12 protein-coding genes are annotated in these 11,766 nt (G+C 67.9%); all 12 read left to right on the top strand.

The genetic code is table 11. The features are described from left to right. Positions 1 to 83 precede the first annotated feature (83 nt). The 12 genes from J0L98_RS01015 (at position 84) to J0L98_RS00960 (ending at position 11,762) form a co-directional block, all read left to right on the top strand. The gene (locus J0L98_RS01015) at positions 84 to 833 is read left to right on the top strand and encodes an endonuclease/exonuclease/phosphatase family protein (protein WP_296409468.1); all 750 of its coding nucleotides are present in this window, start codon (positions 84 to 86) and stop codon (positions 831 to 833) included. 4 nt (positions 834 to 837) lie between these two features. Continuing rightward, complete coding sequence (clsB, locus tag J0L98_RS01010; protein ID WP_296409466.1) at positions 838 to 1,998, top strand: cardiolipin synthase ClsB; 1,161 nt, start codon at positions 838 to 840, stop codon at positions 1,996 to 1,998. Positions 1,999 to 2,041: 43 nt separating this feature from the next. Then, positions 2,042 to 2,527, top strand: a complete 486-nt coding sequence (rfaE2, locus tag J0L98_RS01005) for a D-glycero-beta-D-manno-heptose 1-phosphate adenylyltransferase (protein ID WP_296409464.1) — start codon at positions 2,042 to 2,044, stop codon at positions 2,525 to 2,527. A gap of 58 nt (positions 2,528 to 2,585) precedes the next feature. Beyond that, a complete protein-coding gene (locus J0L98_RS01000; protein WP_296409463.1) occupies positions 2,586 to 2,966 on the top strand; it encodes an antitoxin Xre-like helix-turn-helix domain-containing protein in 381 nt (126 codons plus the stop codon). Further along, positions 2,926 to 3,651, top strand: a complete 726-nt coding sequence (locus tag J0L98_RS00995; RefSeq protein ID WP_296409462.1) for an RES family NAD+ phosphorylase — start codon at positions 2,926 to 2,928, stop codon at positions 3,649 to 3,651. The genes J0L98_RS01000 and J0L98_RS00995 overlap by 41 nt, the downstream gene beginning before the upstream one ends. A gap of 112 nt (positions 3,652 to 3,763) precedes the next feature. Next, entirely contained in the window at positions 3,764 to 4,696 is a 933-nt protein-coding gene (gene cysK, locus J0L98_RS00990) for a cysteine synthase A (protein WP_296409461.1), read from the top strand. Positions 4,697 to 4,703: 7 nt separating this feature from the next. Continuing rightward, positions 4,704 to 5,855 (top strand): PatB family C-S lyase, encoded by a 1,152-nt coding sequence (locus J0L98_RS00985; RefSeq protein ID WP_296409459.1) that lies wholly within the window; start codon positions 4,704 to 4,706, stop codon positions 5,853 to 5,855. Positions 5,856 to 5,863: 8 nt separating this feature from the next. After that, the gene (locus tag J0L98_RS00980; protein ID WP_296409457.1) at positions 5,864 to 7,075 is read left to right on the top strand and encodes an MFS transporter; all 1,212 of its coding nucleotides are present in this window, start codon (positions 5,864 to 5,866) and stop codon (positions 7,073 to 7,075) included. 128 nt (positions 7,076 to 7,203) lie between these two features. Continuing rightward, complete coding sequence (locus J0L98_RS00975) at positions 7,204 to 8,973, top strand: NAD(P)H-dependent oxidoreductase subunit E (RefSeq protein ID WP_296409599.1); 1,770 nt, start codon at positions 7,204 to 7,206, stop codon at positions 8,971 to 8,973. Further along, complete coding sequence (locus tag J0L98_RS00970) at positions 8,970 to 9,677, top strand: 2Fe-2S iron-sulfur cluster-binding protein (protein WP_296409455.1); 708 nt, start codon at positions 8,970 to 8,972, stop codon at positions 9,675 to 9,677. The genes J0L98_RS00975 and J0L98_RS00970 overlap by 4 nt, the downstream gene beginning before the upstream one ends. A 125-nt stretch (positions 9,678 to 9,802) precedes the next feature. Continuing rightward, complete coding sequence (locus J0L98_RS00965) at positions 9,803 to 10,285, top strand: NADP oxidoreductase (RefSeq protein ID WP_296409598.1); 483 nt, start codon at positions 9,803 to 9,805, stop codon at positions 10,283 to 10,285. 10 nt (positions 10,286 to 10,295) lie between these two features. After that, positions 10,296 to 11,762: a Ni/Fe hydrogenase subunit alpha gene (locus tag J0L98_RS00960; protein ID WP_296409453.1), complete on the top strand. Its 1,467-nt coding sequence runs from the start codon at positions 10,296 to 10,298 to the stop codon at positions 11,760 to 11,762. Positions 11,763 to 11,766 lie beyond the last annotated feature (4 nt).

Genomic DNA, 11,766 nt, shown 5'->3' with positions numbered 1-11,766 from the left:
CGGCGCCCATGGGCGCCGTTTTTCATGGACATCCCCGTGCAGCACCCGGCCGATGAAGGCAGAATGGATACGAAGGAGACCCGATGAACAGCCTGCGCATCTGTACCTACAACATCCACAAGGGCTTTTCCCAGTTCAACCGGCGTCTGGCCATCCACGACCTGCGCGACCGTCTGCGCCTGCTCGGTGCCGATGTGGTCTTCCTGCAGGAAGTGCAGGGCATGCACCTGCGCCACGCCCGCCGTCATGTGGACTGGCCGGAGCAGCCCCAGCACGAGTTCCTGGCCCGGGATGTGTGGCAGCAGACGGCCTACGGCGGCAACGCCATATACGACCACGGCCATCACGGCAACGCGATCCTGAGCCGCCACCCCATCCTGTCCCAGGCCAACGAAGACATCTCCGATCACCGCTTCGAGAATCGGGGTCTGCTCCACTGCGAGATCCATGTGGATGGCGTGACCCGGCCGGTGCATTGCGTCTGCGTCCACCTGGGCCTGACCGCCGGCAGCCGCCGCCGCCAGATGGCGGCCCTGGTCAAGCGCCTCGACGCCCTGGCACCCGACGGCGCCCCCCTGATTATCGCCGGCGACTTCAACGACTGGCGCAACCACGCAGACGACTGCCTGACCGAGCAGCTCGGCGTCACCGAGGCCTTTGTATCGATCCGCGGCCGCCCGGCCCGCAGCTTTCCCAGCACCCTGCCGGTTCTGCGCCTGGACCGCATCTACGTGCGCGGATTCTCCGTGGACAAGGCGGAGGTTCACTACGGCCAGCCGTGGAGCCAGATCTCCGACCACGCCGCCCTCACCGCCCAGTTGCGCGCCCGCTGAATCGATGAGCATCGTCTGGCATCCGGCCAACGCCCTGACCCTGCTGGAGAACGGCGCCGAGTTCTTTCCCGCGCTGACGGCGGCCATCGACCTTGCCCGGACCGAGATCTTTCTCGAGACCTACATCTTCGCCAGCGACGAAACCGGCCAGGAGATCGCCGACGCCCTGGGACGGGCCGCGCAGCGGGGGGTCACAGTGCGCGTGCTGGTGGATGGCTTCGGTGGCCGCGAGTTCGTCGCCGACATGATGTCGCCGCTGATGGATGCCGGCGTGAATGTACTCATCTACCGCCGGGAGGTCAGCACCCTGTCCCTGCGTCGCCGGCGCCTGCGCCGGCTGCACCGCAAGCTCGCCGTCATCGACGGGCGGATCGCCTTCGTCGGCGGAATCAATATCGTCAGCGACTTCGAAGATCCACGGGTGCCCGCCCCGCGCCAGGATTACGCGGTGCGCATCGAGGGACCGCTGCTTGCGCCCATCCATGGCAGCGTCCGACGCGTGTGGGAGCTGGTCGCCTGGGCCTCCTTCCGGCGCCGCCTACGCCTGCTCGGCAAGGTGCAGGCCTACCCGCAGCCCTGCGGCGAGGTGGAAGCGGCCTTGGTGATCCGCGACAACATCCGTCATCGCCACGACATCGAGAACGCCTACCTGCTCGGCATCGCCGGCTCACGGCGGGACATCCTGCTGGCCAATGCCTATTTCCTGCCCGGCCGGCGCTTCCGCCAGGCCCTGCTCGACGCAGCCCGGCGCGGCGTGCGCATCACCCTGCTCATCCAGGGTATCGCCGATCACCCGCTGCAGCAGCGCGCGACCCGGGCTCTTTACGGACAGCTGCTCGATGCCGGCATCCGCATCGTCGAATATCACCGCAGCTACCTGCATGCCAAGGTCGCGGTGATCGACGACCACTGGGCCACCGTCGGGTCCAGCAACATCGACCCCTTCAGCCTGCTGCTGGCCCGCGAGGCCAACGTGGTGGTACGCAATGCGGCCTTCGCCAGCGGGCTGCGTTCCCGGCTGCAGCAGGCCATCGACATTGGCGGCCACGAAATCCACGCCAGCGACTGGCAGCGGGGCTCCCGCCTGCAGCGCCTCTTCAACTGGGCCGCCTACGGCCTGGTCCGACTGATGATCGGCATTGCCGGCTACGGCAACCGGCACTGAGCGCCCCCCTAATCCAGCCCTCACCCTCCAGACACCTCCACCCATGTACCCCACCCCCAGCTTCGAAGCCCGCATCTGCCCACCCGACCAACTCCGGGCACGCATTGCCACCCTGCCCCGCCCCCTGGTGTTCACCAACGGCTGCTTCGACATCCTGCACCGCGGCCACGTCACCTACCTGGCCCAGGCCCGCGCCCTCGGTGCCGCCATGGTCGTCGCCCTCAACAGCGACGACTCGGTGCGCCGTCAGGGCAAGGGCGATGACCGCCCCATCAACACCCTGCAGGATCGCCTCGCCGTCATGGCCTCCCTGGGCTGCGTTGACCTGGTCACCTGGTTCGATGAGGACACCCCCATCGCCCGCATCCTCGAATGCCAGCCCGACGTGCTGGTCAAGGGTGGCGACTGGGCGCCGGATCGCATCGTCGGCGCCACGGAGACCCTGGCCCGCGGCGGCAGCGTTCATTCCATCCCCTTCGAACACCAGCGCTCCACCACAGCCCTGCTCGAGAAGATCCGCCGGCTCTGACACCATCCTTTCTGCAGAACAACATTTGCCCTATAATTTCTGCAGAAAGGAAGACACCATGACAGCTCTTGCCCGCCCCGTCGCACCCCAGCCAGACGCCGCCGCCGTTCTCGGCAAGGCCGTGGCCCGCGCCGCCGAACGCCTGGGCCTTTCCCGCGCCCTGCTGGCCCAGGTTCTCGGCCTCAGCCCGGCCAGCGTCAGCCGCCTGTGTTCGGGCACCTACCACCTCGACCCGAAACGCAAGGAATGGGATTTCGCCCTGCTCCTGGTGCGCCTCTTCCGGGCCCTCGACTCCATCGTCGGGGACGAAGGCAGCGCCCGCAGATGGCTTGCCAGCGACAATCTGGCCCTCAACGGCCGCCCCGTCGATCTGATCCGCAATACCGAAGGCCTGGTCCGTGTCGTTCACTACCTGGACGCCTCCCGCGCTGTCGTCTGAGGCCCGCCCCTGGCAGGCCTCCGTCTGGCGCATGGTCGAAGCCCAGCACATCGCCGCGACGATGAAGCTGGTGGACAGCCCCGCCGAACAGGATCTCCTTGAATCCCTGCTCGAAGGCAGCAAGCCCCCCAGCCCGGGCAGCACCGCCGCCCTCGACTACCTGCTCGCTGCCCCCTTCCGCTACACCCCGCTGCCGGGTGGTTCGCGCTTCCGGGGCGCAACCGACCCGGGCGTGTTCTACGGTGCAGACACCGCCCTCACCGCCTGCGCCGAGCTCGGCTACTGGCGCTGGCGCTTCCTGCAGGATGCCCCGGCCCTCGAGTACCTTGAGCCCGTCGCCCATACCGCCTTCCGTACGCGCATCACCACCACCGCCATTGACCTGCGCCAGCCTCCTCTCGCCCGGGATGCGGCAGCCTGGACCCACCCTACCGACTACACCGCCACCCAGGCCCTCGCCCGTCAGGCCCGCGAGGCCGCCATCGGCGCCATCCTCTATACCTCGGTGCGGGCACCCACCGCAGCCTGGTGCGCCGCCATCCTCACCCCCGACGCATTCGCCTGTGCAGCACCGGAACAACCTACCCAGACTTGGTGGCTGGCCGTCAGGGGCGACGAAATCCAGTGGCGGCGGGACAAGGAGTCAGTGGTTTTCCATGCAGCCCACTGGCGGGGCAACCCATGAAGGGCACGCGATCCATTATTTGGATATTCACTTTTCGTCTAAAAGGTGAAGTTGGTCAGCACTAGAATTAATTAGCGAACCAATAACCACTTTCCCGACACGGAGAATCGCCATGCGCATTGCCAACAACGTCGCCGAACTCATCGGCAACACCCCCCTGGTCAAGCTCAACCGCCTGGCCCCGGCCAACGGCGCCACCGTGGCCCTCAAGCTGGAGTTCTTCAACCCGGCCCACAGCGTCAAGGACCGCATCGCCGCGGCCATGCTCGACGCCGCCGAGGCCGCCGGCAAGATCGGCCCCGACACCATCATCCTCGAGCCCACCTCCGGCAACACCGGCATCGGCCTGGCCATGGTCTGCGCCGCGCGCGGCTACAAGTGCGCCTTCGTGATGCCGGAAACCATGAGCCGCGAGCGCAAGCTGCTGCTCAAGGCCTACGGCGCCGACCTGATCCTCACCCCCGGCCCCGAAGGCATGCCCGGCGCCGTGAAGAAGGCCGAGGAACTCGCCGCCGCCGACTCGCGCTATTTCATCCCCCAGCAGTTCGAGAACCCCGCCAACCCGGCCATCCACCGCAAGACCACGGCGGAGGAGATCTGGGCCGACACCGACGGCCAGGTGGACATCTTCGTCTCCGGCGTGGGCACCGGCGGCACCGTCACGGGCGTGGGTGAGGTGCTCAAGGAACGCAAGCCCGGGGTGAAGGTGGTGGCCGTGGAGCCCGCCGCCAGCCCCATCCTTTCCGGCGGCCAGCGTGGCCCCCACCCCATCCAGGGTATCGGCGCGGGCTTCGTGCCGGGCATCCTCAACACCCAGGTCTACGACGAGGTTGTGCAGGTACCCAACGATGCGGCCCTCGACACCGCCCGCCGTCTGGCCACCGAGGAAGGCCTGCTGGTCGGCATCTCCTCCGGCGCCGCCGTATGGGCCGCCCTGCAGGTGGCCGAACGCCCCGAGAACGCCGGCAAGCTGGTGGTGGTGATCATCCCGTCCTTCGGCGAGCGCTACCTGTCCACCGTGCTCTTCCAGCATCTGGAAGTCTGACATCCTGATGCCCTTCGACTTCAGCACCGCGCCGGATCGCGCCGGCTCCGACAGCATCAAGTGGCGCCGTTACGCCGGCCGCGACGTGATCCCCATGTGGGTGGCCGACATGGACTTTGCCGCGCCCCCGGCCGTGCTGGAGGCCCTCCGTGCGCGCATCGACCATGGCGTTTTCGGCTATGCCGACCCCTGGCCCGCGGTGCTCGAGGCGGTGATCGAAGGCATCGCCCGGGACCACGCCTGGCGCATCCAGCCCGAGTGGCTGGTGTGGCTGCCGGGGGTGGTCACCGGCTTCAACGTGGCGGTGCGGGCCGTCGGGCAACCCGGTGACGGCGTCTTCACCGCCACCCCTGTGTATCCGCCCTTCCTGCACGCCCCGGCCAACTTCGAGCAGCGCCTGGTCACCACGCCCCTGGTGAACAGCGGCCAGCGCTGGGAGTGGGACTGGCCCGCCACCGAGGCCGCCGTGGCCGACGGGGTACGCCTGTTCATGCTGTGCAACCCCCACAACCCGGTGGGTCGTGTCTTCGACCGGGACGAGCTCGGCCGCATCGCCGCCCTGGCCGAGCGCCACGATCTGGTGATCTGCTCCGACGAGATCCACTGCGGCCTGGTGCTCGACCCGGCCACGCCGCACATCCCCATCGCCGCCCTGGATGAAAGCGTCGCCCGCCGCAGCTTCACCCTGATGGCACCGTCCAAGACCTGGAACATCCCGGCCCTGTACTGCGCCTTTGCCATCATCCCCGACGCCAACCTTCGCGCCCGCTACAAGCGCGCCATGGCCGGCATCGTGCCCCACGTGAATGTACTGGGCCTCACCGCCACCGAAGTCGCCTACCGGGATGCCGGCCCCTGGCGCGAGGCCCTCATCGCCACCCTGCGCAGCAACACCGCCCGGGTGGTCGAAGCCATCAACACCCTGCCCGGCCTGTCCACCACGCCGGTGGAAGCCACCTACCTGGCCTGGATCGACTGCCGCGACTGGCTGGCCGCCAAGGGCATCGACAACGCCGCCCGGTACTTCGAACAGGCTGGCGTGGGTCTCTCCGACGGCAAGGACTTCGGCCTGCCGGGCTTCGTGCGCCTCAACTTCGGCTGCCCGCCAGCCCGCCTCGAGGAAGGCCTGGCCCGCATCCGCCGGGCGGTCACGGGCTGAGCCACCGGGTGAAGGCCGCACTGCCCCGGGACTTCCGGCTCTACCTGCTGATCAGTGTCATGGGCGCCCTGGTCCACTTCGGCCAGGGCGTCGCCGTCGGTTGGTCGGTGTATGAGCAGACCGGCTCATCCCTGGCCCTGGGCCTGGTGGGGCTGGCCCAGTTCCTGCCCATCCTGCTGTTCTTCCTGCCCGCCGGCCAGGTTGCAGACCGCTTCGAACGACGCAGCGTGATCGTCACCAGCCTGGCACTCGGCGCCTGCGCAGCCCTGCTCCTGGCGGGTGCGGCCTGGCTGCACCTGGACGTGGCCTGGACCTACGCTGCCCTGGTGCTCTCCGGCTGCGCCCAGATCCTCAACCGGCCCGCCCGGGACGCCCTGATGCCCACCCTCGTCCCACCGGCACAACTGGCCCGGGCCATCGCCCTGGCCAGTTCCCTGCACCAGGTGGCCTCCATGGCCGCACCGGCACTGGCCGGCCTGGGCCTGGCGCTCTTCCATTCAGCCCTCCCCATCCATGCGGCCAATGCCGTCTTCACCCTCATCGCGCTGCTTGCCGCCCTCGCCATCCGGCAGCGCTCCCGTGGCACAAAGACACTGCCCGGAGGCGCCGGGCGTCTCAGCGAGATGCTGGCCGGCTTCACCCACATCCGGCGTACCCGCCTCCTCCTCGCGGTGATGTCCATCGATCTGCTGGCCGTGCTCTTTGGCGGGGCGGTAGCCCTCTTGCCCATGTACGCCAAAGACATTCTTCAGGTGGGACCGGCAGGCCTGGGCCTGCTCAGCACCGCCCCGGCAGTGGGTGCTGCGGTCGCAGGACTGGCCATCGCCCGCTTTGGTGTCGCGCTGGATGGGCGCCTGTTCCTCGCCGCGGTGGGCGGCTTCGGTCTGATGACCCTTGTCTTCGGCGCCTCCACCCATTTTCCGCTCTCCATCGCCGCCCTGACCTTGCTCGGCGGGCTGGACAGCATCAGCGTGGTGATCCGCCAGACCGTCATCCAGCAGGCCACCCCCGACGCCCTACGGGGCCGCGTGGCCGCGGTGAACCGGGTCTTCATCAGCTCATCGAATGAACTCGGCGCCCTCGAATCCGGCCTCCTCGCCGCACTCATCGGCCCCGTACCGGCGGTTGTGGGCGGCGGCCTCATCACCCTGCTGGTGGTGGCCGCGAGCCCCCGCCTGTTTCCGGAACTGGGCCGCTGGCGCCGCGCCGCGCCCCCCTGAGCCACCGCGCACCTCTTCTGATCTAGCGCAAGTACGCATCTCCGGCCCGGCGCATACTCGCGACGTCGTCCCTGCTGGAGAAGTCCGTGCACACGCAAGCGCCCACCCCCTGCTCAGCCCTTGATGGCATCCTGCAGCACCACGGCCATCGCCCGACCGAGTTGCTGCAGATCCTCATCAATGCCCAGCAACTCGAAGGCTGGCTCCCCGCTCCAACACTCACTTACCTTGCCCGGGCACTCCACCTGCCCCGCGCACGGGTCGAGGGCGTGGCAGGGTTCTACAGCTTCCTGTACACCCGCCCCGCCGGACGCTTTCGGGTTCTGTTCTCCGACAACATCACCGACCGCATGCTCGGCAACGCCGAGCTGATGGATGCCCTGTGTCGCAAGCTGTGGATCGAACCCGGCAAGCTTTCCGAAGACGGCCTGGTCAGCATCGACGCCACCTCCTGCACCGGACTGTGCGACCAAGGGCCCGCGATGCTCGTCAATGGGCGCGCCATCGGCCAGCTAAACCATCGGCGCATCAATGAGATTGCCGAGCTCATCCGTCAGCAACGCCCCTTGGCCCAGTGGCCGTCGGAGTATTTCCATATCGACGACAACATCCGGCGTCGGGACGCGCTCCTCAACCTGGACATGAAGCCCGGAGCGGCCCTTGCCAGTGCCATCGCCCGTGGCCGGGCCGGCTGGCTGGCCGAGATGCAGGCGTCCAACCTGCGCGGTCGTGGCGGTGCCGGTTTCGCCACCGCCGTAAAGTGGTCCAGTGCCCGCAATGCCCCCGGCGAGCCCAAGGTGATCGTCTGCAACGCCGACGAAGGCGAACCCGGCACCTTCAAGGACCGTGTCCTTCTCAATACCTACGCCGACCTGGTTTTCGAGGGCATGACCCTCGCCGCCTGGGCAGTGGGTGCCTCGGAAGGCTTTCTCTACCTGCGTGGAGAGTACAGCCACCTGCTGCCGCAACTGGAAGCCGTGCTCGCCCGACGCCGGGCCGAGGGTCTTCTCGGCATGCGCATCCTCCACGAGCCGGGCTTCGACTTCGACATCCGCATCCACCTGGGGGCAGGCGCCTATGTGTGCGGCGAGGAATCCGCCCTCATCGAATCGCTGGAGGGCAAGCGCGGCACACCCCGCATCCGCCCGCCTTTCCCGGTGACCTGCGGTTACCTGGGTCGACCGACGGTGGTGAACAACGTGGAGACCCTGGCCAAGACCTGTCTCATCGCCCTCCAGGGCGGCGAGGCCTTTGCCGCCACCGGCACCGCCCAGTCGGCCGGCACCAAGCTGCTGTCCATCTCCGGCGACTGCGCCGCGCCCGGCATCTACGAATACCCCTTCGGCGTCTCCATCGCCCGCGTGCTGGAGGACTGCGGCGCCAGTGACACCCAGGCCGTGCAGGTGGGCGGCGCCTCCGGCATCTGCCTGGCGGGCTATGAGTTCCAGCGCCGCATCGCCTATGAAGATGTACCCACTGCCGGTGCCTTCATGATCTTTGACGGCACCCGCGACCTCTTCGAGGTGGCACGCAGCTTCGTCCATTTCTTCACCCATGAGAGCTGCGGCTTCTGCACGCCCTGCAGGGTTGGCACCGCGCTGCTGAAGGGCTTCATGGACAAGCTGGCCGATGGTCATGGCGCCCAGGCCGACCTCGCCGACATCGACTGGCTCGACCGCCTGCTCAAGAACGCCAGCCACTGCGGCCTGGGCAGCGCCGCGCCCAACCCGGTGATCGACACCCTGCAGAAATTCCGTCCGGCCTACGAGCGGCGGCTGGTGTCCCTGGATTTCGAGCCCGCCTTCGACCTGGACGCCGCCCTGGCCGAAGCCCGTCAGCTCACCGCCCGGGATGATCCCGGCGCACACCTGCACACCCACGAGGAGGGCACATCATGAGCAAGCAGTTCCTTCTCGATGGTCAGCCGGTGCCCTTCGAGGACGGCCAGAGCATCCTCGAAGCCGCCCGCAAGGCCGGCCACTACATCCCCAGCCTGTGCTGGCACAAGGATTTTCCCGCCCACGGTAGCTGCAAGCTGTGCATCGTCAAGGCCGCCGGTCGCCATGTTTCGGCCTGCGCCACGCCGGCCAAGGAAGGCTGGGAGGTGGAAAGCAATACCCCCGAGATGAACGGCGAACGTCGCGCCCTCCTGCAGATGCTCTTCGTGGAGGGCAATCACTTCTGCCCCTCCTGCGAGAAGAGCGGCAGCTGCGAGCTGCAGGCCCTGGGCTACGAGTACGAGATGCTCACCTCGCGCTTCCGCCACTTCTACCCCGACCGCCCGGTGGACGCCTCCCACCCGGACGTACTGCTCGACTTCAACCGCTGCATCTTCTGCGAGCTGTGCGTGCGCGCCAGCCGCGACGTGGACGGCAAGTCGGTGTTCGCCCTCACGGGCAGAGGCATCAACAAGCACCTGGTGGTCAATGCGGAATCGGGCCGACTGGCCGACACGGACTTCAGCAAAGACGATCTGGCAGCCCACATCTGCCCGGTGGGTGTGATTCTCCACAAGGGCCCCGGCTTTGCCGTACCCATCGGCGAGCGCACCTACGACGCGGCCAGTATCCGCAGCCAGAAGCTCAAGGAGGAGGAATCATGAGCCCCGCCCGGCCGCCCGAAGGCGCTCGCACCGCAGCCCGAGAGGGCGGAGGTAGTCCAGTTAGCGCCCCCGCCCGCAAGCTGCGCGTCGCCACCACCTCCCTGGCCGGCTGCTTCGGCTGCCACATGTCCTTTCTCGACATCGACGAGCACCTCTTCGAACTGGTCGAGCTGATCGAGTTCGACCGCTCGCCCCTCACCGATATCAAGGAAGTGGGGCCCTGCGACATCGGCCTGATAGAAGGCGGCGTGTGCAATGCCGAGAACGTGCACGTACTGCGCGCCTTCCGCCGCAACTGCAAGACCCTGATCGCCCTTGGTGCCTGCGCCGTCAATGGCGGCCTGCCGGCCCAGCGCAACCACCTGCCCCTGTCCGAATGCCTGCGCGAGGTCTATCAGTTCCGCCCCGGCATCGCCAACGGCCAAATCCCCAACGACCCGGAGCTGCCCCTGCCCCTCGACAAGGTGCGGCCCATCCACGAGGTGGTGCGCATCGACTACTTCCTGCCCGGCTGCCCGCCTTCGGGGCCGGCAATCTGGAAGTTCCTCACCGATCTGATCGCCGGCCGGACCCCGCGCCTGACCGGCGGCCTGCTGCACTACGACTGAGGTTCATACCATGAGCTTCGAACTGGAAACCGCCGTCAACCGCGAAGGCCTGCGCCGGGTGGCCATCGACCCCGTCTCGCGGGTGGAAGGCCACGGCAAGGTCACCCTGCTGCTCGACGAAGCCGGCCACGTGAAGGAGGCGCGGCTGCATATCGTCGAGTTCCGCGGCTTCGAGAAATTCATCCAGGGCCGGCCCTACTGGGAAGTCCCGGTGATGGTGCAACGCCTGTGCGGCATCTGCCCGGTGAGCCACCATCTGGCCGCCGCCAAGGCCCTCGACCCGGTGGTGGGTGCCCTCACCCTCACCCCCACGGCCGAGAAGATCCGCCGCCTGATGCACTACGGGCAGATCCTCCAGTCCCACGCCCTGCACTTCTTCCATCTGTCGTCCCCCGACCTGCTCTTCGGCTTCGAGTCACCCGTCCAGCAACGCAACATCGTCGGCGTGGCGGCGGCGCATCCGGAGGTGGCGCGGCAGGGGGTGCTGCTGCGCAAGTTTGGCCAGGAGGTGATCCGCATCACCGCCGGCAAGCGGGTGCACGGCACCGGGGCAGTGCCGGGCGGTGTGAACAAGTCACTCACCGCCGCCGAACGCGACGAGCTGCTCGCCGACGCCGACCAGATGATCGCCTGGAGCCGCGACGCGGTGCACCTTGCCCGGCGGCTGCACGAAAGTGACCGCGCCCTGTACGACGAGTTCGGCCTGTTCCGCAGCCACCTGTTCAGCCTGGTGCGGGCCGACGGTGCCATGGACCTCTACGATGGGCACCTGCGCCTGCGCGATGCCCGCGGCCACATCGTCAGGGACGGCATCCCCTGCGCCGACTACGAGCAGCACATCGTCGAGGAGGTGAAGTCCTGGAGCTACATGAAGTTCCCCTTCATGAAGGATCTCGGCCCTGCCCGTGGCTGGTACAAGGTCGGCCCCCTGGCCCGGGTACAGAACTGTGACTTCATCCCCAGCGCGCTTGCCGAGATCGAGCGCCAGGCCTTCATCGCCCACGGCGAAGGCGAGCCGGTGCACGCCCCGCTGGCCTACCACTGGGCCCGCATGATCGAAATGCTCCATGCCGCCGAGGTGATCCGCAGCTTGCTCGACGATCCGGACCTGCTCTCCAACCAGCGCATGAACGAGGGCACCAAGGGGCGCGAAGGCGTCGGCATCATCGAAGCGCCCCGGGGCACCCTGATCCACCACTACCGGGTGGACGACGACGACCTGGTGAGCTATTGCAACCTGATCGTGTCCACCACCCACAACAATCAGGCCATGAACGAGGCCGTGCGCCAAGTGGCGCGCCGCTATCTGGACGGGCGCCAGCTCACCGAGGGGCTGCTCAACCACATCGAGGTGGCCATCCGCGCCTTCGACCCTTGCCTGTCCTGCGCCACCCACGCTCTGGGCAAGATGCCGCTGGTGGTGGAATTGCTGACCGCCGACGGCAGCCTGGCGGACCGGGTTGCCCACGGAGGCTGAGGCC

Origin of the sequence: Zoogloea sp. (assembly GCF_017302315.1) — a bacterium.
Classification (GTDB): Bacteria; Pseudomonadota; Gammaproteobacteria; order Burkholderiales; family Rhodocyclaceae; genus Zoogloea.
The sequence above is the reverse complement of the archived record's forward strand: the minus strand, read 5'-3'. Positions and strand labels throughout refer to the sequence as shown.